The organism is Clostridium muellerianum, assembly GCF_012926525.1.
In the GTDB taxonomy this organism is placed as follows: Bacteria; Bacillota; Clostridia; order Clostridiales; family Clostridiaceae; genus Clostridium_AM; species Clostridium_AM muellerianum.
The window spans coordinates 16,143-37,709 of record NZ_JABBNI010000021.1 but is presented as its reverse complement, the minus strand read 5'-3'; the positions used below and the strand labels follow the sequence as shown (position 1 = coordinate 37,709).

18 protein-coding genes are annotated in these 21,567 nt (G+C 29.9%); 10 read left to right on the top strand and 8 right to left on the bottom strand.

Annotated features, from left to right (window positions below; genetic code table 11):
• Window positions 1-45: 45 nt before the first annotated feature.
• Both HBE96_RS11835 and HBE96_RS11830 read right to left on the bottom strand, forming a co-directional pair.
• A complete protein-coding gene (locus tag HBE96_RS11835; protein WP_169297960.1) occupies window positions 46-504 on the bottom strand; it encodes a zf-HC2 domain-containing protein in 459 nt (152 codons plus the stop codon).
• Window positions 505-507: 3 nt separating this feature from the next.
• The gene (locus HBE96_RS11830) at window positions 508-1,071 is read right to left on the bottom strand and encodes an RNA polymerase sigma factor (protein ID WP_169297959.1); all 564 of its coding nucleotides are present in this window, start codon (window positions 1,069-1,071) and stop codon (window positions 508-510) included.
• Between the two features lie 928 nt (window positions 1,072-1,999).
• Here HBE96_RS11830 and HBE96_RS11825 point away from each other — a divergent pair.
• Window positions 2,000-4,483 (top strand): MBL fold metallo-hydrolase, encoded by a 2,484-nt coding sequence (locus tag HBE96_RS11825; protein WP_169297958.1) that lies wholly within the window; start codon window positions 2,000-2,002, stop codon window positions 4,481-4,483.
• A gap of 41 nt (window positions 4,484-4,524) precedes the next feature.
• On the opposite strand, the gene HBE96_RS11820 is transcribed toward HBE96_RS11825, so the two are convergent.
• Together HBE96_RS11820 and HBE96_RS11815 are read right to left on the bottom strand one after the other, a co-directional pair.
• Window positions 4,525-6,777 carry a transglycosylase domain-containing protein gene (locus tag HBE96_RS11820; RefSeq protein WP_169297957.1) on the bottom strand — a complete coding sequence of 751 codons (2,253 nt, stop codon included), beginning with the start codon at window positions 6,775-6,777 and terminating at the stop codon, window positions 4,525-4,527.
• 197 nt (window positions 6,778-6,974) lie between these two features.
• Window positions 6,975-7,814 carry a MerR family transcriptional regulator gene (locus HBE96_RS11815; protein ID WP_169297956.1) on the bottom strand — a complete coding sequence of 280 codons (840 nt, stop codon included), beginning with the start codon at window positions 7,812-7,814 and terminating at the stop codon, window positions 6,975-6,977.
• 188 nt (window positions 7,815-8,002) lie between these two features.
• Between HBE96_RS11815 and HBE96_RS11810 the strand changes: the two genes are divergently transcribed.
• The 4 genes from HBE96_RS11810 to HBE96_RS11795 all read left to right on the top strand — a co-directional run bounded on the left by HBE96_RS11810 (window position 8,003) and on the right by HBE96_RS11795 (window position 14,067).
• A complete protein-coding gene (locus HBE96_RS11810) occupies window positions 8,003-10,597 on the top strand; it encodes an FAD-dependent oxidoreductase (protein WP_169297955.1) in 2,595 nt (864 codons plus the stop codon).
• A gap of 16 nt (window positions 10,598-10,613) precedes the next feature.
• A complete protein-coding gene (locus HBE96_RS11805; RefSeq protein WP_169297954.1) occupies window positions 10,614-11,300 on the top strand; it encodes an NADH-ubiquinone oxidoreductase-F iron-sulfur binding region domain-containing protein in 687 nt (228 codons plus the stop codon).
• Between the two features lie 47 nt (window positions 11,301-11,347).
• Complete coding sequence (locus HBE96_RS11800; RefSeq protein ID WP_169297953.1) at window positions 11,348-12,805, top strand: FAD-dependent oxidoreductase; 1,458 nt, start codon at window positions 11,348-11,350, stop codon at window positions 12,803-12,805.
• Window positions 12,806-13,032: 227 nt separating this feature from the next.
• On the top strand, window positions 13,033-14,067 hold the full coding sequence (locus HBE96_RS11795; protein WP_169297952.1) for a hypothetical protein: 1,035 nt from the start codon (window positions 13,033-13,035) through the stop codon (window positions 14,065-14,067).
• A 469-nt stretch (window positions 14,068-14,536) separates the two neighbouring features.
• Here HBE96_RS11795 and HBE96_RS26845 read toward each other — a convergent pair whose 3' ends face one another.
• On the bottom strand, window positions 14,537-15,040 hold the full coding sequence (locus HBE96_RS26845; protein ID WP_206154912.1) for a TetR/AcrR family transcriptional regulator C-terminal domain-containing protein: 504 nt from the start codon (window positions 15,038-15,040) through the stop codon (window positions 14,537-14,539).
• Between the two features lie 135 nt (window positions 15,041-15,175).
• Here HBE96_RS26845 and HBE96_RS26675 point away from each other — a divergent pair, with 135 nt between their 5' ends.
• Genes HBE96_RS26675 through HBE96_RS11780 form a run of 3 tightly spaced genes read left to right on the top strand, consistent with a single transcriptional unit; the run spans window position 15,176 to window position 17,248 of the window.
• Window positions 15,176-15,310, top strand: coding sequence for a hypothetical protein (locus tag HBE96_RS26675; RefSeq protein ID WP_281064342.1), 135 nt, complete (start codon window positions 15,176-15,178; stop codon window positions 15,308-15,310).
• The gene (locus tag HBE96_RS11785) at window positions 15,307-16,281 is read left to right on the top strand and encodes an alpha/beta hydrolase family protein (protein WP_206154911.1); all 975 of its coding nucleotides are present in this window, start codon (window positions 15,307-15,309) and stop codon (window positions 16,279-16,281) included. Before HBE96_RS26675 ends, HBE96_RS11785 begins: the two co-directional genes overlap by 4 nt.
• 13 nt (window positions 16,282-16,294) lie before the next feature.
• The gene (locus HBE96_RS11780; protein ID WP_169297950.1) at window positions 16,295-17,248 is read left to right on the top strand and encodes a poly(ethylene terephthalate) hydrolase family protein; all 954 of its coding nucleotides are present in this window, start codon (window positions 16,295-16,297) and stop codon (window positions 17,246-17,248) included.
• 482 nt (window positions 17,249-17,730) lie between these two features.
• Here HBE96_RS11780 and HBE96_RS11775 read toward each other — a convergent pair whose 3' ends face one another.
• Together HBE96_RS11775 and HBE96_RS11770 are read right to left on the bottom strand one after the other, a co-directional pair.
• On the bottom strand, window positions 17,731-17,916 hold the full coding sequence (locus HBE96_RS11775) for a hypothetical protein (RefSeq protein ID WP_169297949.1): 186 nt from the start codon (window positions 17,914-17,916) through the stop codon (window positions 17,731-17,733).
• Window positions 17,917-17,955: 39 nt separating this feature from the next.
• Complete coding sequence (locus tag HBE96_RS11770; protein WP_169297948.1) at window positions 17,956-19,371, bottom strand: alpha/beta hydrolase family protein; 1,416 nt, start codon at window positions 19,369-19,371, stop codon at window positions 17,956-17,958.
• 299 nt (window positions 19,372-19,670) lie between these two features.
• On the opposite strand from HBE96_RS11770, the gene HBE96_RS11765 reads away from it, so the two are divergent.
• Window positions 19,671-20,186 carry a TetR/AcrR family transcriptional regulator gene (locus HBE96_RS11765; RefSeq protein ID WP_169297947.1) on the top strand — a complete coding sequence of 172 codons (516 nt, stop codon included), beginning with the start codon at window positions 19,671-19,673 and terminating at the stop codon, window positions 20,184-20,186.
• 170 nt (window positions 20,187-20,356) lie between these two features.
• Here HBE96_RS11765 and HBE96_RS11760 read toward each other — a convergent pair whose 3' ends face one another.
• Window positions 20,357-20,599, bottom strand: a complete 243-nt coding sequence (locus HBE96_RS11760; RefSeq protein WP_169297946.1) for a transposase — start codon at window positions 20,597-20,599, stop codon at window positions 20,357-20,359.
• A gap of 394 nt (window positions 20,600-20,993) precedes the next feature.
• Between HBE96_RS11760 and HBE96_RS11755 the strand changes: the two genes are divergently transcribed.
• On the top strand, window positions 20,994-21,470 hold the full coding sequence (locus tag HBE96_RS11755; protein WP_169297945.1) for a MarR family winged helix-turn-helix transcriptional regulator: 477 nt from the start codon (window positions 20,994-20,996) through the stop codon (window positions 21,468-21,470).
• Window positions 21,471-21,567: the final 97 nt, after the last annotated feature.

Sequence of the window (21,567 nt, the reverse complement as noted above, 5' to 3'; positions counted from 1 at the left end):
TAAATACATCCTCTCATAAAATGATTCTTAGACATATACTTTAATTTAACTTGCATTAAATAGATTAAAAATCTTTACTTTTCTAATTTTTTTAGTTATAGCTTTTTTTATTGGCTTTTCTATAAATTTTATAGATTTATCTATATTTTTATTAATAAATTTGTTAAATAGATTTTGCTTATAAAGCTTTCTTGGTTTTTTTATGTTTTTTTTGAAAGTTTTATAGCATCTGTACATATTGGTAATTTTTAATTTGAAATCTTTTTCTTCAACTTTAGATATACAGTTTTCTGCTACTAATTCGGAAATTAGGCTTAATCTTTCTGGAAAAATAAAGTCATCATCTATAGTACTTAAGTTTTTATCTATGTTATGGATAAGTTCTAAAGTTTTAATACATTCATCACAATGTTTTAGATGTTCTTCTACAAATATTTTTTCTAGAGGATCTATAGTATTATCTGCATAAGCATAAAGAAATTTTTTATCAAGTTTGCAGCTCATTTTTTATTCCTCCTGAATGTTTTCTAGTTTCTTTTTGAGTAAAGATTTTGCTCTATAAAGTTCTGTTTTTATAGTACCAAGAGGTTTACAAAGTAATTCAGAGATTTCATTATAAGTTAAGTTTTCATAGTACCTTAATATTATAACTAATCTATAATTGTCAGGCAAAGTTTTCAAGTTTTCTTTTATAATCCTCTTTAAATCTATTTTTTCAATTTCATTTTCAACATTAAAATCAGAAGCTATAGTATCACCTAAAGTAGAATCTTCATTGAATTCTCCATTTAAAGATATTACATTGGTTTTGATAGTTCTTTTAAAATTCAAACAAATGTTTACTGAAAGCTTTCTTACCCAGGGGTGAAATGGCATATCATCATTAAACTTGTTTATATTATTAAATATCTTTATATAAATTTCTTGAACTAAATCAAGAGCATCCTGCTGATTTTGGGTATAACTATAGCATAATCTATACAAATATTTTTCATAGATTTTAAATAATTCCATGAGAGCAGGCTTGTCATATTTTTTACATCTTAGTATTAATTTTTTATCTATGTCCAATATGATCCTCCCTCTAATAGAACTTGTCTAGCTTTGTTAATGATTATTTATAATTTTAGATGTTAATAATGGCAGCTATCAAGTAAAATTTTCTTAAGTATACCATAAAATCTATGATTATCCACTTTTATAATCAAATGAGTATTAGAAGAATTTATCCAGGAACGTATCAGCCGTTATCAGGATTATTGCGGCTGGTAGCTATTGGATAAAATAGTGGAAATTTTGCATATAATATTATATACACATATATTAGCAATAAAGTTTCAAAAAAAGTAGTTTTATTATTTACTTTCTCAAAAAATGTATTTAGGCTATAATATAGGATGATTGAACTTTCACAGTTTAAAAATAATGTGACGCAAAGGTGCAGTAGCAGTTTGGATTTTAACTTTTACTCCATGATATATGGTAAGTGTTTCATCACTGCTAAATGTTTTAATTATTCTAAAGCTCGAAATTTTTGAAAGCCTAAGAACTTTGTCAAACTCGGTTCCCTCAAACAAGACTAAAGTTCTAAGGTTTTCAAAAATTTTGAGCTAAGAATAATACTAAAACAATTTAGCTAATGTGATGAAGCACTTACCATATATCACTACATAAAAGTTAAAATCCAAACTAGTAACTTCAAGCGTACACATACAATTAAATTGTCATAAGTTATTTTAGTAATTAAAAGTTATATTTATCAATACATTATAATGCTTAAAAATTAAGGCAAAGCCTGCAGGCATATTAATATATTAAATTTAAAATCAGTTATTTTCTATTTTATAAAAACATCTCGAAAGAGATTTCTCAATTGAATTGTTGAAAACTCTAATACGAAAATACATTATATATTCAATGCGGACTCCAGCTAAAAAGTTGTGTCGCAATATGATTAAATTGTAAAGGTTCGGTAAATAAACTTAGGTAGGTGTATTATATGAAGATTTCATTTCTAGGAGGAGCAAAAGAAGTTGGTGGTAGCTGCATACTCCTAAAAATTTGTAATAAAAACATACTTTTAGATTGTGGAATAAGGCAAAGTGTATTTAAAGATCCACTTCCGGATTTTAGAACTATTCAAGAGCATGGAGGAATTGATGCTATAATTATAAGTCATGCTCACATGGACCATATAGGATCACTGCCAATAATAAGTAAAGAGTACCCTGGAGCTAGAATATATGCAAATAATATGACCAAGGATTTAATGAAGGTGCTTTTATATGATAGCCTGAAAATAATGAATAATAGAGAAGCAGAAATTCCACTTTATGCAGAAGTTGATGTGGAAAATATGCTAAATAGGATATTTACTATAAATTACATGGTGGAATTTTCTATATTTGAAGATATAAAGATAACTTTTTATACAGCAGGGCATATAGCAGGAGCTTCCTGTGCGTATATCACTACACCAGAAGGTTCTTTATTTTATTCAGGAGATTTTTCAGTATTTCCACAAAAAACAGTGGAAGGATTAAAAGTTCCAAAGCTCAGACCAGACGCTGCAATCTTCGAGACTACGTATGGTGATAGGCTTCATGCTAATAGAGAAGTTGAAGAAGAAAGACTTATAGAACTTATAGGAGAATGTGAAGCAAATAAAGGAAAGATGTTAATTCCAGCTTTTGCTTTAGGAAGATCTCAAGAAATTATTTTAATTATTAAAAAGGCTTTAAATAAAAAATCCATAAAAAATATAAAAGTGTATGTAGATGGAATGATTAAAGATATAAATAGGGTTTATAAGTTAAATCCATTATATTTGAAAAATTCTCTTGGTAAAAAAATATTAAGAGGGGTTGAGCCTTTTTATGATGATAATATAATTGCTGTAGATAAAAAAGAAATTAGAGAAAAGATATTAGAAGATAAAGAACCATGTATAATAGTTTCAAGTTCTGGTATGCTTACAGGAGGTTACAGCCAGTATTATGCAGAAAAAATAGCTCCTATGGAAAATGGATATATAGTTATAACTGGATATCAGGATGAAGAATCTCCAGGTAGAAAGTTATTAAATTTATTAGAGGATGAAGAAGATAAAAAGTTAGAGTTAAATGGAAGAAGTATTCCTGTGAAATGTAAGGTAGAAAAAGTAGGACTTTCTGCTCATGGAGATAAAGGAGAAATAAAATCACTTATAAATCTACTAACTCCTAATAATATATTTATGGTACATGGTAATGAAGAGGTGGTAGAAAGCTTCTCAAATGAACTTTTATCAGAAATAAGAGGAAGAGTATATGCACCAAAATGTGGGGAATCTTATGAAGTTAATATAAAAAATCCAAGAAAACAGTGGAAAAAACAAATGCCTTATGTTGTAAAGTCCAGCCATAAGTTAAATGAAATAAATATAAAAGAATTATGGAAGTTTATACTAGATAATTATGGAGAAAAGTTTTTTACTATAGAAGAATTAATATACATATGGACTGGAAACAATAAAATAAAAGTTTTAGAAATGGATGAAATTCAAAAGTTAATAGTAGAATCTGTGTATTTTGAAAATGATAATAAAAGACTATTTCTGTTTAAATGTAAAAGTAAAGAAGTGGTACAGGAAGAATTAAGGCCAAGGGAATTAAAACCTAATGAATTAAATGAGTTTATAAATAAATATTTATCAGAGTATAACTTTAAAAAAGCTGGACTTATGTATAATGAAAAAAAGGTAATATTAAGCTTTGATTTTCCAGATGTAGTGGATAAAGAGATATATGAAGCTTGCAGAGAATTTGAAGAACAAACAAAATGGAAGGTAGAAATAAGTGATAAAGTAAATATAAATGCAGTAGATAGTTTTATATTAGAGCTTTTATATAATTTGGATATAAAAAAAATATCCTATAGGTTAGAAGAAAAAAAAGCTATTGTAATATTGAATTCTGAATGTAAGGTAGAACAAAGCAAATTAAATATTTTTAGAGAAAAAACAGGATTGGAACTTTTATTGCAGAGCTCTGGAAAAATTAAAGATGTAAAAGAGGACATTATAGAAAGTGAAAATAAAGTTAAGGCTTTAGAACAAAATCAAGCTTTAAAGCTTATAGAAGAAGGTTTTGAAAAAGAAGAATTTAAACCATATAAAAAGGGTATAAAATCAAATGATAAAGGCAGATATATAGAACTTTCATTTATATCCCCTGTCATTGGAAAAAAGTATACAGAAAAAATTAACGAACTTGCGAAGATTACTGGATGGAATATGAGTATATCCAGTGCTGTAAATCAAAATGAAATAATAAAAATAGCACAGGTACTTTGCAGTAGAAAAGGTATAGTAATAAAGAAAAATCCATCTTTTAATCCTCTAAGTTTAAGTGTTGAGTTAAAGGTCGAAAATTTAGAAGAAGAAAAAATGAAAGTAATAAAAGAAGAATTTCAATATAAAACAGGATGCAGTCTTAAATGGTAATGATGAAATAAAAGTAGGATCAAAGCGATCCTACCTTTATTTTAGTTTGATTTATTTTCAATAGTATTGTTTTCATTAGGTTTATTTTCAGTTGAATAAGGAACAGTATAGTTAGATTCAGTATTAATATCAGTATTAGTATCAACAGAAGACATTTTATCAGACTTTTTATTATTTTTATAAGGAACATTCTTTTGAGTATCAGTAGTATTTTTATAGTTATTTCCATCATATGGTGGTAAGTTATTTTGAGAAAATAATTCTTTTACAGCACCGGGATAATTATTATCAACTCTTTTGCCAGTATATTTGTTAACATAGGCTTCTTTAATTGTATCTGGTTTTTCAAAGTCAATGTTAGATAAATCAGCATTAATTTGTTCCATATAAGAATGCCATATACCTCCTGGATAAGTTGCACCAAATAAATTATCTAAAGTTTTAGGCTTATCATATCCTACCCATATTGATGTAGTATAGTAAGGGGTATAACCACAAAACCATCCATCCTTTGAGTCATCAGTTGTACCTGTTTTTCCAGCAGCAGTCATATTAGATAATTTAATGTTATATCCTGTTCCAAAAGGTTCTTCTAAAACACCTTTAAGTACATCTGTCATTAAATAAGCAGCATCTTTGCTATATACATCTTTTGTTTTTGCATCATTTTTATATATAGTATTCCCAGAAGAATCTGTAATTTCCGTTATACAGCTTGGGCTTATAAATTGTCCACCTCTTTCTAAGGTAGAATAAGCAGAAGCCATCTCTAGTGGGCTAACACCTTTAGTTAAACCACCTAATGAAGCAGCTAAGTTGTAATCTCTTGAATCTATTTTTTTAAAATCCATATTTTTTAAAAATGATAAACCATAATTAGGCGTTATTTTTTGAAATAATTGATAAGCTACTGTATTTATAGACCTTTGAGTAGCATATCTTAAATTTACGGCACCCTCATATTTATTATCATCATTATGAGGACCACCTTCTATGTATTGATCTACAATAATACTAGAAGGTGAATATTCTTTTTCAAAGGCTGGAGTGTAAACTATCAAAGGTTTAATGCTGGAACCAGGCTGCCTATAGCTTTGAAAACCTCTATTTAGAAAATCGTTTTTATCAGAAGATCGACCTCCAACTATAGCAACAACATTACCTGTTTTATTATCAATAGTAACAGCAGCTCCTTGCAAAGAGTAAATGCCATTTTGTTTTTCTGTAAAGCTTGATAATTTTTCATCTATGGTTTGCTGAAGTAAACTTTGTTTATCTAAATCTATGGAAGTATATATTCTATAACCATTTTTATATAATTCGTTTGTACATTGTGTGTAGAGTTCGGAATACTTATTATTATAATCAGCTTGCTCAGAACTATCTTTAAAATCATTTTTAAATGTAAAGCCTTTTGTACTCATTAAAGCCTGGGCAGCAGAAAATAAAGCATAGGAATTTATAGAATTTTGTTTTTTATAACTTTTCTCTGGATTAAGTACTATATCTTCACTTACAGCAGAATTATACTGGCTATCCGTTATAAAATTTAAATCTTTCATATTTGACAATATAAGATTTCTACGTTCAATAGTGTTATTTTCATTTTTCAAAGGATTATAATACTCAGGATTATTTGGTATTGCAGCAAGAAAAGCAATTTGTGATAAATCTAAATCTGAAATATCCTTATTAAAATATTTTTTTGAAGCGGACTCCATTCCATAAGCATTATTATCAAAGTAAATGTTGTTTATATAAAATTCTAATATTTGTTCCTTTGAATACATATGCTCAAGTTTTAGTGCAATGAACATTTCTTCTATTTTTCTATTCATAGACTGTTCTTGTGTTAAAAAAACATTTTTAACTAATTGCTGAGTAATTGTACTGCCACCTTGAGTAATTTCACCCTGATTTTTAATTATAGAATAAGCGGCTCGTCCAATAGCCTTAATGCTAACACCATGATGCTTAAAGAAATCCTTATCTTCAATAGCAATAAAAGCCTGGGTAGCCAATTCAGGTATCTTGTTATAAGGTATATAGTCTACATCCTTAGAATCATATAATTTGTTTATTACATTTTTTTTATTATCATATATATAGGATGTTTCTCTGCTTTTAAAGGTATTTTCAGAAATGGATTCAACCTTTGTATTAGCATCATTATATAAGTAAATTATTTGTTTTATTTCATTTATGTTTAAAACTATCATGATTGTAAGGAAACTAAAAAAAACTAATACGGACCATACAATTATTTTTTTCTTCTTATGTTTCTTCTTTTTCATATTTTTTCCTACCTTAAATTATTAACTTTTCATAATTTATCTGATGGCTAATTGCTGTAAGACTCAAACTAAGTAATATTCATTGATTTTTAAGTATAAAAACATTGGAGTAGAATATTAGTACTAATACAATATCACATAAATTAATATTAAAGATTAACAAAACTTAAAAAAAATAAGAACAATTTATTAAATTATCAAAGGGATATGGAATTAATTCCAATCTCTAATATTTGTATTTCCATTTCGTATTCATATTTGTTTTTTGCCCTTAAATCGAAACGTTGAAAAAGTTGTATAGCTGTATCAGATAAATTAATTCCTTTATTGTTAGCAAATTTAAGGATTTCAGATATAACCTGAGAAGAAAGTTTTTCGGAATATCTAAATTTGCAACATAAATAACGTCCTTCAGGGAGATTAAAATATTCTATATTTTTGAGACGTTTATCAGTAAAATATCCAATTTGAGATACTAATAAATCATGTGTCTCAGGTTGATAATCCTTTTTCTTGTAAATATAACACATTGCATTTTCTTCAACAGAAGTACCATTTTGAAATAAGTCTTCATTTCTTCTACAATATAAATCTATATCATAAATAGAAACATTAACATTTTTAATTGCAACATAGCGAGGCATAAGATATTGTTCATATATTTGCAAATCCATAGAGATATTGTTTATATTTTTAAGATTATTAATTGCTTCTGTAATGACTTTATTGGAATATTGCAACTCTGAAATTTTCTTTTCAACAGATGATTTATGTTTGGATAAACAAGCTAAAAGAGTTTCATAATCATCAGAAGAATTTAACATTAATTTTATATCTTCTAGTGTTACTTTTAAACTTTTATTCATGTAGCGAATTAAGTCAATATAAAAAAATTGGTTATAAGTATAGTAACGATAATGTGTATTTTCATCAATGTGAAAAGGCTTTAATATACCCATTGAATCATAAAGACGTAGTGCTTTAATTGGTATATTCATTAGTTTAGATATTTCGCCAGTAGTATATAAATCCTTCAATTTCCATACCCTCCATACAAGCAAATTGTTATTAATGCCTATTATATATCGGTTTATTTGCTTAGGCAAATTATTTAAGAAATATGTAAGAATATGTTGACTCTTCCCCAGGGGAAGACTATATATTAAAATTGTTAAAACAATAACATAACAACTTGGTGAAGTATTGCAAAAATGGAGTGAAAATAATGAATATAGTATCAATTACAATTAATGGTTGTAAACTACAAGTAGAATCTGGAAAAAGTATTTTAAGTGCAGCCTCAGAGGCAGGTATATATATTCCTCATTTATGTAATCATGCTGATTTATCAGATATTGATTCGTGTGGATTATGTATTGTTGAGGTGGAAGGATGCAGCGAAATCAAAATAGCATGTAATACTAAAGTAGAAGATGGAATGGTAATACATACAAATACAGAAAAGTTAAATACAATGCGAAGATTGTTATTGCAATCAATGTTAGCCAATCATGCTGAAGATTGTACTAGCTGTCAGAAAAATTTAAACTGTGAGTTACCAACATTAATTAAATATTTAGAAGGTAGTTCACCTTTAAATAAAATATCAAATAGTATACAGGGAAACACATCTGATTCGATTACTACAGAAGATTTGAATGGATGTGTATCTTATGAAGAATATGTGAGAAATGGAGTGAAAACGATGAGCACAGTATCGATTACAATTGATGATCATAGGTTACAAGTAGAACCTGGGAAAAGTATTTTGAGTGCATCCCTGGAAGCAGACATATACATTCCTCATTTATGCCATCATCCAGATTTACCTGACATTGGTGCATGTAGATTGTGTGTTGTTGAAATTGAAGGATGTGACGAAATAAAAACAGCATGTACTACTAAGGTAGAAGACGGAATGATAATACATACAAAAACAGAAAAATTAAATGCAATGAGAAGACTATCAATGGAATTAATGTTGGCCAACCATGTTGATGATTGTACAACTTGTCCTAAGTACTTAAAATGTGAATTACAATCATTAATTCAATATTTAGGAGTAAGTACTTCTCGTTTAAGAAGAACATTAAATAGTGTACCTGTGAATACATCTAATCCACTTATTGTAAGAGATTTGAATAGATGTGTATCTTGCGGAAGATGTGTAAGGGTATGCAAGGAAGTTAGAGGAGTAAATGTTCTTGAATATACAGTGACAGAAGATGATAGAATTATGGTTGATATTCGAAATCACAATTCTTTAGAACAAGAAAATTGCCGCTTTTGTGGAGCTTGCGTAGAAGTCTGTCCTACAGGAGCACTACAGGATAAAGAAGGAGTATTTAAGGAAAATTTAAACCGTGAACTAGGTCTTATTCCATGTAAGGCTGAATGTCCAGCAAATATTGACGTTCCAAAATATGTTAGATATATTAAGGAAGGAAAATATCAAGATGCTATAGCAGTTATTCGTGAAAAAGCACCATTTCCACATTCATTAGGATATGTATGTATGGCATTTTGCGAAAGTGCCTGTAGAAGAAAAGAAATTAATAAAGCTTTATCCATTAGAGAATTAAAGAGATTTGCAGCAGAGCATGATGAAGGTCTATGGCGTGATAAAGTTACATTTAAACTTAAAACTAATAAAAAGGTTGCAGTTGTAGGTGCTGGACCTGCAGGTTTGACAGCAGCATATTATTTATCTAAATGCGGACATGAAGTTACAGTGTTTGAAAAATTACCAGTAGCTGGAGGAATGATGACAACTGGTATTCCAGAATATCGTCTTCCAAGGAAAGCAGTTCAAGCTGAAATTGCAGAAATAGAACGTGCAGGGGTTACTATATTGACCAATACAGAAGTAACTTCACTTGAGAATTTAAAATCTAAAGGTTTTGATAAGATTTTATTGGCAATAGGAACAGGGAAAGGTGTAAGGTTACCAATTCCAGGAGCTGACTATAAAAACGTATATGAAAATATAGACTTTTTACAAGCTGTTTCTCTTAAAAGACCATTACCTGTAGGCGAAAAAGTAGTAGTTTTAGGTGGCGGAAATGTAGCATTTGATTGTGCAAGAGTAGCAAAAAGGTTAGGGGCAAAGGATATTACAATGGCTTGCTTAGAGAGTAGAGAAGCTATGACTGCAAGCGATGATGAAATACAAGAAGGATTAGAAGAAGGAATTAAGATTCTTAATTCTAGGACATTTGTTTCTATAGAAGGCAGTGGGAATATTGCTGCAGGAGTAAAATGTCAGGAGGTATCATCTTTTAGTTTCGATGAAAATAAGAGATTGAAACTTGAAATAGCAGCAGATTCAGAACATGTGATACCAGCAGATACAGTTATTTTTGCTACAGGACAAAAAGTAGAAATACCAGAAAAGTGGAATATACCTACTGGACGTGGAAATTCAATTACTACTGAAGATGGAATGAAAATTAGTGATAGCGATATGTATGCAGTTGGTGATGCAGTATATGGAACAAATTCTGTAATTAGGGCAATTGCAGCTGGACGTAAAGTTGCATCTGCCATAGATATTGAATTAGGTGGAGATGGAGTAATTGAAGATAAATTAACAGAAGACATTGTTCCAAGTTCATATATAGGCAAAGATGAAAATTTCTTATCCATGGAAAGAGCAGAAAATGGATTTGAAGATGTTCAAAATCGTATTAGAAATTTCAAAGAAGTAAATCATTGTTTAAGTGAAAGTTCAGCTTGCAAGGAATCAAATAGATGTTTACAGTGTGATTTACGTACACAAATTAGAAAGCCAAAATTATGGGCTCAGTATAAAGTTAAATAGAAGGGGGTGGAAAAGTATGGCATTAATGCAAAGAAAGTTATGGAAACAGGCATCTTTAGAAGAAATTAAGGATTTTATAATTGAAGAATATAAAAAACAGTCAGAAAATCCATGTCCTGTTGATAAAATGAGAGTATTTACTGATAGCACAAGACGTACAAGCTGTGGAGAATGTGTAATCTGTAGAGAAGGAATATTACAGCTTAATTTAGTAGCAGAAGCAATTTCTCAAGGTAAGGGACGTGATGGGGACATTGAAGTTTTAACTGAAATATCAGAGGATCTAATCATAGGATCATGCTGCAGCTATGGTAAAGAGGTTGGAAAGATTACTAAAGAAATAATTGAAGAAGGAATCGAAGAGTTTGAAAAACATATAAAAAGAAAAAGATGTGATGCTTTAGTATGTAAGAAATTTTTCAGTTACTATGTTGCACCTGAAAAGTGTAATGGCTGTAATAAATGTAAAGAAGAGTGTCCTCAAAAGGCAATTGGTGGAGATAAAGATTTGATTCATATAATTGATTCTTCTGTTTGCGATAGATGTGGAAAATGTACAATAATATGTAAAAAAGCAGCAATTCAAAAGGCAGGAACAGTGGTACCTAAACTTCCACAAGAGCCAGTGCCAGTTGGAACTTTTAAGGCTGAACCACAAAATGGTGGTGGACTAATGGCTGGTAGAAGACGCAGAAGAAGTTAATAATATAAATTAGTATATAAATGACAATATTAAAGGAGGAGTAAAAAATGAGAGAATTTGAAACAGATGTAGTTGTAGTTGGAGGGGGAGCATCAGGACTTGCTGCAGCAATTACTGCAGCTGAAAAAGGTGCACAGGTAATGGTACTTGAAAAGGCTAATACTACAGGTGGATGTGCTAACATGGCAATGGGACCTCTAGGTGTTGAGACAAGAATGCAAAGAGAAAGACTTATAGATATTTCTGTGGATAGAGCATTTAATAAGTTTATGGAATATACTCACTGGAGATCAGATGCAAGATTAATAAGAAGATATTTAGAGCAATCAGCAGGAACTATTGAATGGTTAGAAAATATGGGAGTAGAATTCGCATTACCTTCAAAATATTTTCCGGGTTCAGAAGCAACCTGGCATATTGTTAAACCTAAGACTGGAAAGCCAGGACTTCGTGCAGCTGCTACTATGATTAAAATTATGACAGAAAGAGCAGAAGAATTAGGCGTTAAAATATTATTAGAAACACCTGTAAAGAGTATCATTAAAGATCAAGGAGAAGTAATTGGTGTAACAGCCAATGATAAAGATGGTGAATTAGAAGTGTATGCTGGTGCAGTTATCATTGGTACAGGTGGATTTGGTGATAATCCAGAATTTATTAAAGAGCACGTTGGACTTGAATGGGGAAAAGACTTGTTCTCATATAGAATTCCTGGATTAACTGGAGATGGAATTCAGATGGCATGGGACGCTGGTGCTTCAAAGGACTTTATGACTATGGAAATGGTATTCTTTGCTCCTAACACTGGTGGATATGCTCCTATAGAGTTACCTTTCCGTCAACCTAATCTTTTAGTGAACTTAGATGGTGAAAGATTTATAAATGAAGAGGTTATAGAAAATCCTGTATTTACTGCAAATGCTATTGAAAAACAAAAAAAGAAAATTGCATATTCTATAATAAATGAAGAAATAATCAAGCATTATGAAGAAAAAGGCTTGGATCTTATAAATGTTGTTACTTCCAGTATGGATATGAGCTATTTTAGACAGGAAGAAGAAGAAGCAAAGAAAAATGGAAGTGATGTATTGTTTATTGCTGATTCTATAGAAGAGTTAGCTGAAAAAACTGGTATTGATGCAGAAACCTTAAAAAATACCATTGAAACTTATAATTCTTATTGTGATTCAAAGGACGAGCTATTCCATAAAAATCCTAAATATTTATTACCAATTAAAGGATCTAAGTATTATGCATTAAAACTTGGCTTAAGTGCATATGGAAGTGCTGGCGGTATAAAAATAAATTATAATACTGAAGTTCTTAATAATGATTTAGATGCTATAAAGGGACTTTATGCTGCTGGAACAGATGCTAATTCACTATATAATCCTGATTATGCTTTTGTATTACCTGGAAACTCACTAGGTTTTGCTTTAAATAGTGGAAGAATAGCAGGTAATAGTGCTGTTGAATATATTAAAACATATCTTGTTGAAGAATAATGTATAATAAAAGTTTATCTATAAAATAATAAAAATTTACTTAAACGGCTGAAGTGCTAAATTTAATGGTACTGAAGCCGTTTAACTTTTTATAAGATGCAAAATTGCCAAGCTATTCATGCTTAACATAAATTTCATTTGTTTGCCATGAAATTGACACACAAACACATTAATATAAAAACATAAACCAAATAAAAATATATGAAAGCTTGAAAGGGGAAATCAAAATGGTAAACAAAAAATTAGCAACTAAAATTATAGCAGCATTAATGGTAAGTGGAACACTTTTCTCTACGGCAAGTTATGTATCAGCTAAATCAGCAAATGGAGCTGGTAAAACTGGAACTTTTCAAGGAACAAAAGCAAACAACAAAACTAAAGATTCAAGCACATCATTTAAAGCACAACTTGATAAACTTGTTACAGCAGGAACAATAACAGCGGACGAAGAAACTAAAATATTAGATTTTCAAAAACAAAAATCTGCTGAAAGAAAAGCTGAAATGGAAAAAGTAAAAGGCATGACAGCAGACCAGAGAAAAGCTTATTTTGAAGCAAATCCTAAACAAAAGACTGATTTATTTGCTGAATTAGTTAGTGCTAACATAATTACTCAAGCTCAAGCAGATGCTATTAAGGCAGCTCTACCACAAAAAGAAGCAAAACATAATGAAAATAAATCAAAACAAGGGTTTAAAGCACAGCTTGACAAACTTGTTACAGCAGGAACAATAACAGCAGATGAAGAAACTAAAATAATAGATTTCGAAAAACAAAAAGCTACAGAAAGAAAAGCTGAAATGGAAAAAGTAAAAGGCATGACAGCAGATCAAAGAAAAGCTTATTTTGCAGCAAATCCTAAACAAAAGACTGATTTATTTGCTGAGTTAGTTAGTGCTAATATAATTACTCAAACTCAGGCAGATGCTATTAAGGCAGCTTTACCACAAAAAGAAGCAAAACATAATGAAAATGAATCAAAACAAGGGCTTAAAGCACAGCTTGACAAACTTGTTACAGCTGGAACAATAACAGCAGATGAAGAAACTAAAATAATAGATTTTGAAAAACAAAAGGCTACTGAAAGAAAAGCTGAAATGGAAAAAGTAAAAGGCATGACAGCAGATCAAAGAAAAGCTTATTTTGCAGCAAATCCTAAACAAAAAACTGACTTATTTACTGAATTAGTTAATGCGAATATAATAACACAAGCTCAAGCAGATGCAATTAAAGCAACTTTACCACAAAAATCCCATAAGTAAATATTTAAAATAGAAAAAATAATTAAAACAACCTTTAAAGTTAATTATCAAGAGTAAATTTTGAAAAAACTTTAAAAAACTTAACCTTTACATACTATGTATGTGTAGTATGTAATATTAACAAAGTCCAGCAATAATTTTGCTGGACTTTAATTCGTAATATAAGAAAGTTGCGACACAACATAAGGAGAACCTATATCATTTGTGGTATGGTTCTTCGTATCAGTTGCAAGTGAGGTTTTTCCAATATTATTCAGCCACTATATCTTTAGCATTAACTTTTAAATCATACATTAATGCTAATCTTTTTAAATGCGTAGATACAGTAATCTCCCCTTTAGCTTTTAAATTATTCAATTCACTGTTGCAAAATAATTATATATAACTCATGACCAGCATCCTCTATATGAAATGACTCTGAATAACATTCTGGTTAGGTGTATTCTTGGAATACAACACCAAATTTTTTTTACAGATTTCTACTTTTCAGCAGCTTGGTCATTTCTTCACCTGATTCCTGCATTCCTCTTAAAAACCATTCTTCAATCCACCCATAAATGCCATTGGCAATAAAAGCAGCAGTGTATGCACCAAAGTTTGGATACTCCGCCTTCGGTCCTAAAGCATCCATAATAATATCTTTAAGAAAATAGAAAATACTCCTATTCCTTAACACCAAATAAAAATCTTTATATTCTGTAATATAGGCAAATATATCCCCAAGAATATCGTCCTCAGTATGTTCGCTCATTTTGGGGTGGTTCTTATTCCATTCATTTAATGTCCAAGACATATACTCTTTGATGATAGTCTCTTTATCAGCATAATTGCGATAAAAAGAAATACGGCTAACCTGAGCAGCAGTAGTAATTTCACTTACAGAAATATCCTTCAATTCTTTTTCTTTCAATAAGGTAAGCAAAGCATTGGTAATCTGCTTTTTTACATAACTGTTTTTTTCAGCATTATCCACGATGTTACATTCCTCCCCACTTTGTACCATTTTCTTAAATCCATTGACTAAGCAAAACCAAGATGTTACACTTGTTACACCTTAATGTTACACTTGTTTCATTAAAATGTCAAATAAATTTTGGAGGTAAGCGTTATGGCTATTACAAGAAAACGAGTTGTTATTCTTATTATCGTTATCATTATTGCTGCTGTATTAGGTCGGTTAACTGTGAGGGCTTTTCTTAACTTTATGTTAGGTGGCACAATGTTTGGAGGTAATTTACTATGAAAAAAGAAAGGAAAAAAGGAAACGTAATGTTTATATTTATATGTATATTAGCATTTATCATTTCATTTGCTGGCTCTGCTATATTTAAAATGAAATATAAAGCAGAATGGACAAAGAAATTTTCAGTAGAATGGAATGATAACATGGGAACTATTTATAAGGATATTTCTTATGGTGATAAGCAATCAAATAAATTTGATATGTATGTTCCAAAAGATAATTCAAAAAAAAGTTATGGATTAGTTGTTTATCTTCACTCAGGAGGTTTTAGAACTGGAGATAAAGCATATGATGCAGCAATGCTTAAATGGTTATGTTCTAAAGGATATGTGGCTGTAGGAATTAATTATACACTTCAAAGAAATGATGATCCAAGTACAAGTATTTATTCTCAATCAATGGAAATAAAAAAAAGCATCCCTGTAATAGTAGAAAAAGCTAAAAAGCATGGATACAATTTAGATAAGATGGCTATAAGTGGTGGATCAGCAGGGGGAACACTTGCTATGCTATATGCTTATCGTGATGCCAAAGAATCACCAATACCAGTAAAAATGATGTTTGAAATGGTCGGACCATCAAGTTTCTTTACAAAAGATTGGGATATTTATGGATTAGATCGAAGTAGTGAAGCTGCATCAGGTTTATTTAGTGTTATGGCTGGTAGTAAAATTACAAAAGATATGATTGAATCAGGAAAATATGTACAAGCGATGAAACCCATATCAGGTTATGCATGGGTAAACAAAAACTCAGTACCAAGTATACTTGCTTATGGTGCAAAAGATAAGGTATGCCCTTTTAAAACATCAAGACATTTAGTTAATGCTTTAAAAGAAAATAATGTGGATTATAAATATTTTGAAGCACCTCATTCAGGACATGGATTACAAAATGATGACAAAGTATTTGAAGAATATATGGATACTGTAGTTGAATATCTTGATAAGTATATGCCAGTAGAAAAATAAAAGCGAGGTAAAAATGAAAAAATTGTTGAAAATAATTGGAATTGTATTATTAATAATAATTGTAGGGGTATTCACTTTATGGAAAGTACTAGAATACAGAGGAAATCATTACTACAAATATTTAAAAACTGAAAAAGATTTAGAAAAGAAGTATTCAAAACTTGGAGAATATGAAGTATCATTTAAGTCGTTTAATGCTGATAGTGATGTATTTAAAGAATATGAAATATGGTATCCAACAGGATTAAAAAAAAGTTCTAATAAATATCCAGTAGTAGTAATAGCAAACGGTACAGGAATTACTGCTTCTAAGTATAAAAGTTTCTTTAAACATTTGGCATCTTGGGGATTTGTAATAATTGGAAATGAAGATAAAAATTCAAGAAGTGGTGAATCTTCTTCAAAATCTTTAGATTATGTTTTAAAATTAAATCAAGATAAAAATAGTATTTTCTATAATAAAATAGACACTGGTAATATTGGTATTGGTGGCCACTCGCAAGGTGGAGTTGGAACAATTAACGCTGTAAATAACTGGGGTAACGGAAAACTTTATAAGGCAATGTACACAGCAAGTGCAACAGCATCATTTTGGGGACAAGAAGGTCAATTGGGTACTGAATGGGCTTATGATATAACAAAAATAACTATACCTTATTTCTTTATTGCAGGAACAGGACATTTTGATTCAGGAGAAGCAACAAGTATAAAAGAAACATCAGGTCAAGGAATATGTCCATTATATGCAATGAAAGACATTTATAGTAAATTAACTACTGAATATAAAGTTATGGGTAGATTATTAAATATAGATCACGGAGAAACATATCAAAAAGCTGACGGATATATGACAGCATGGTTTATGTACTGGCTGAAAGGCGATAAGCAAGCAGGAAATGTATTCTTTGGTGACAATGCGGAAATACTTACAAACGCTAACTGGCAAGATGTTAAAATAAACAAGTGATTCATAACACTATAAAAAGCTCCATCTGCGATTTAACACAGATGGAGCTTTTGTATCTTTAATAAGATTATATAAATAATCTTCTTCAAAAAATAGCAAAGGATAAAGTCCCCCTACACTTTAATAGTGAAAATTTATCCCTCATGGTAACCTAATTTTTAAGAAAAGTTATACAAGGTTTCCTTTTGGTTTGAGCTAAGTACTAATATTTGTTTTCAGGAAGACTTCATAACTATCTTTTTACCAATATAATAATACTTATAGAATTATTCTTATTTCTTAGATAATCCTTCAACATGTTTACATTCAACTAAACTGTACTATATAATCCATCTAGTTTCTTACTGTCTTTGATACAATGAAACGATAACTTTAAACGCTGAAACGTTTCCCCCTAACTATGAAACTATTCCTTTTATTGAATAGAAAAAGACGGTATTGCTACCGTCTTAGTTTCCTTATTTCCAAAATCAATCCCTACTTTATTTATATTCCTTATCAAGTAAATTAAGCCCATAGCTATTATTTTTTCCATTTACTGCAGGACTATCTTTTAAATTGGGATATTGCAAAACAAGGAGATAAACCAATATGACTACTACTACAAGTATTGCAAATAAAGAGCCTAGTATTTTAGCAATTTTCCTCCATACTCCGTACTTTTTCATAGTTTTTTTAGTTTCTACTATTTATTCCATAAATCCCCCTTATTTTATTTGTGACAATATAACTTGCCATGTTTTATTATACTTCTGTTGTTTATTGGAATCTGAAATTTTTGATACTGCTGACTTCATCGCTGAGTCCATTTCTTCTTTTGTATGACTATCCATCCACATTTTTAATTCATCTACTATTTCTCTTTGATATATTGCTAGAGAGCCATAAACCGTATCATCCACTCCTTCGTGAGCTGGAAGAGCTAAGCTTTCACCTTGATATCTTTCAAGTAGAAGTAATAATTTCTGTGGAACTAATTTTTCTGTATTATCAAGTGTACGTTTCATCATATCTTCTAAATATGGAAAAATATCATAACTACCTGTTAAATTAGGTGCACTATGACTACCTTTTGCAGTTGGTGGTCCATCATCGTTTATATTAATTGTAATAAGTGTGTTGGCATATGGTAACACGCCTTCAACATGGTTATTAGCAAATCTACTATATTTTATCGTTAATTCGTCTGGATTAGCCATTTCCTCAAATGTAGAACTTAGAATACCTGGGTAGGTAGACGGCAACTTAGGAACAAATTCTTTAGGTAATGTTCCATCATTCTTTGCATAAGTGTATTTATGGGTAATTTGATCAACTGGTACAAGGATATCTGATGTATTATGGAACATGACCAAAGGATTGCTAATTGCATTAGCCATACTAATTGGCGATATAGCTTCCCAAGTTCTAGCATCATCTTTTTTGATTTTGTCATTGATTGGTTGGAAAGCTTTAGAAACCATACCTTGAATAGGCATTTTGAAATCAAAAAGTCCTGAGTTACGATTAACTTTATCAGCCGCAGGAAAATATTCATGGAAGTTAAAATAAACATTTGCAATAGGTGCACTTGCTATCGATGCGACTGTTCCCATCTGAAGGCCATTAAGCATAAGCGTTGTATATCCTCCGGCACTTCCGCCTACGATAGCGATACGTTTTTTATCGATACCGTCCATATGTCTTAATGTATATAGTGCAGCATTATTAAAAACAAGGTCATCTGTTTCTAACACACCATTAAAATCATTTTTAAATTGATATGGTGCTGCCACTGCCCAACCATGTCGTATATAAGATACAAAATCTGCTGTCTTCTCTTCAGCGGAATAATGTGGAATATATATTAAAGGTAAGTCACCTGTCGCACCACTTGGCTTGTAAATAATTACTTGTCGAGTATCTATCGTACTATCCGCTTTTATATATTTCACGTCGATTATTCTTGTGTTATATTCATCTTTAGATAAAGTCTCTTTGGTGGCAGCACCCTGCAAAGCAAACGCCGCAAAAAATTCTCCGCCAAAAATATTTTTTGCTTTGCTATAAGCAGAAATACCAAATACACCAATAAAAACTGCTAAACAAAGCGTAATCCATCCTATTTTTTTAATAATTTTCATTTTTGTTTTTCTCCTTATAAAAAAATTACTTTCATAATGGCTGGTACTGCTATTTGTCCCAATACGAATGCAATTAGAACAATAATTGCTAATATAAATAATTTCTTTATCATTTTTCACCTCCAGAACTTCATCAGTAAATATATCGATTTTTTGACTTCATGTGCATTTGATAATTTCAAATTATACAAATCATATTTTGCATTTTGACTTTACAAGTGTAACATGAGGTGATAATATTATCAAGTAAATACCTTACTGATAGATAAAATGAAACATAAGGAGCAATTTGTAACGTCATGAGTAAAAATAACATTGAAAAAAACACATATGCCAAAAATCAAATTATTTCTGCGACTATAAAGCTATTAGAAAAAACGGAACTCAACAAAATAGCTATTAGTGAGATTTCTAAACATGCCATGGTGAGTAGGGTTTCCATTTATCGAAACTTTCCAGATAAAGAATCTATTGTTAAATCCTATATAGAGCAAATAATCTCCAATTGGAAAGCAGACTATAGAGATACCAGTAAAAAAGTTGATGAGGATAAAATGTTAGCTCATCTATTTGGTCATATTAAAGATAACGCTTCATTTTATCTTTTACTTAAGGACCGTAACTTGATATTTCTTTTGCGAGAAGTTCTAAAAGATATTTGCGGTCCGAAACCTGAATCCCCTAACTTTGATTCATACTTAGCCGCGTTTATTTTTTCAGGAATTTATGGTTGGATTGAAGAATGGATAGAGCGAGGGATGTCAGAATCTGCAGAGACTATGGAAGCATTACTGAAAGCCAGAGAAATTAAATAAAAAGCAGGCACCTCACAAAAATTTAGTGAAGTGCCATCATCATTTTCTATCTATTCAATTCTATCTGCTTCAAGTAATTCTCATAATTTTTCTCTTGCCAATAGACTTTATAACAAGTCAACGATGTTTTTAGCATTCTTGACATTCTCGATAACTTTTTCAAAAAAACCTCACTTATTTATGATATAAGATAGTATGTTAATGTTAACTTCTCTGTAATTCACACCTACTTCTTGTAGGTATTGAAAGTATAGTTTTAAAGAATAGCAATATGTCTTTTGAGTATTAAAACTCTTTTCACCATTATCTATATACTTTAAATATTTTGCTACTGGTATTATGGGTAGTCCATTATCATTAACCAGTAAGTATCTTCTTTGGTTGTTCTCTAACTTTACCTCTTGTACTCTCAAATCTTATTCTCTCTTGTAAAATTTATATTTTTATTATATAAACATACGTTCTTATATGCTACAAGTATATTATACCAACTATACTAATTTATTAATCTACTTTTAATTAATATAGAATGCAAAAAAGATATAGGAATAAGTATATATATTACACTTAATATCCTATATCTATATTACTATATTTAATTAACTTTAAAGGTTGTTTTTATTTTGTTATAATAAGCTATGTCGCTATTGTAATATTGCTAATTAAATAGCTTGACAATAATGTTAGTATGCGTATATAGTATAAATAGTTAGTAAACCAACAATTTACATGTTAATTAAATTTTGGGGAAACTGATTATAAATATTTAATAAATATCAAATATTTAATGAAGGAAGTGAATAATAGTTGGATGAAGAAAGCAAAGAATTAGATGTTAATAATATTAGTTCGTTAAGGCTTTTAGGGTTAATCTCTAAAACTTCTAATATAGTACAACAAGTACTTAATAAATTTTATAAGGATTTTAAGTTGTCTGAAACGCAATTTGCTGCGTTATATTTAGTTTATTTAGCTGGAGAAAAGGGAATTACGTTATCTACTCTCGGGGAAAAAATGAATGTAACAAGGGCTAACATAACAACACTTGTGGATAGAATGGCATCTAGAGGACTAATTGAAAGAATTTCAAATGAAAGTGATAGAAGAAGTATAAAAGCTGTAGTAACAGATAAAGGAAAAGAAATATTTAAGAGTATATTACCTCAATATGAGGAGTTTACTTCTATGCTTCTAAATTTTCTAACTGAAAATGAAAAACAGCGTTTTCATGAATTACTTTTGAAGATACAGGAAGAGCTTACTAAAAATTATTTGGATAGTTAATTTTATAAATTTCAATTATAAGACAAAGGTTTTAGCACTTTAAGCTAGGAACTTTGTCTTTTTTATATTAATAGAATTTATTTGTATATAATTGCAA

Bases quoted from the DNA above. Each gene is read 5' to 3' on its own strand.
- HBE96_RS11825 (WP_169297958.1), top strand. From the start codon at position 2,000: ATGAAGATTTCATTTCTAGGAGGAGCAAAAGAAGTTGGTGGTAGCTGC.
- HBE96_RS11795 (WP_169297952.1), top strand. From the start codon at position 13,033: ATGGTAAACAAAAAATTAGCAACTAAAATTATAGCAGCATTAATGGTA.
- HBE96_RS11770 (WP_169297948.1), bottom strand. From the start codon at position 19,371: ATGAAAATTATTAAAAAAATAGGATGGATTACGCTTTGTTTAGCAGTT.
- HBE96_RS11785 (WP_206154911.1), top strand. From the start codon at position 15,307: ATGAAAAAAGAAAGGAAAAAAGGAAACGTAATGTTTATATTTATATGT.
- HBE96_RS11765 (WP_169297947.1), top strand. From the start codon at position 19,671: ATGAGTAAAAATAACATTGAAAAAAACACATATGCCAAAAATCAAATT.
- HBE96_RS11820 (WP_169297957.1), bottom strand. From the start codon at position 6,777: ATGAAAAAGAAGAAACATAAGAAGAAAAAAATAATTGTATGGTCCGTA.
- HBE96_RS11780 (WP_169297950.1), top strand. From the start codon at position 16,295: ATGAAAAAATTGTTGAAAATAATTGGAATTGTATTATTAATAATAATT.
- HBE96_RS11835 (WP_169297960.1), bottom strand. From the start codon at position 504: ATGAGCTGCAAACTTGATAAAAAATTTCTTTATGCTTATGCAGATAAT.
- HBE96_RS11775 (WP_169297949.1), bottom strand. From the start codon at position 17,916: ATGAAAAAGTACGGAGTATGGAGGAAAATTGCTAAAATACTAGGCTCT.
- HBE96_RS11810 (WP_169297955.1), top strand. From the start codon at position 8,003: ATGAATATAGTATCAATTACAATTAATGGTTGTAAACTACAAGTAGAA.
- HBE96_RS11805 (WP_169297954.1), top strand. From the start codon at position 10,614: ATGGCATTAATGCAAAGAAAGTTATGGAAACAGGCATCTTTAGAAGAA.
- HBE96_RS26675 (WP_281064342.1), top strand. From the start codon at position 15,176: ATGGCTATTACAAGAAAACGAGTTGTTATTCTTATTATCGTTATCATT.
- HBE96_RS11800 (WP_169297953.1), top strand. From the start codon at position 11,348: ATGAGAGAATTTGAAACAGATGTAGTTGTAGTTGGAGGGGGAGCATCA.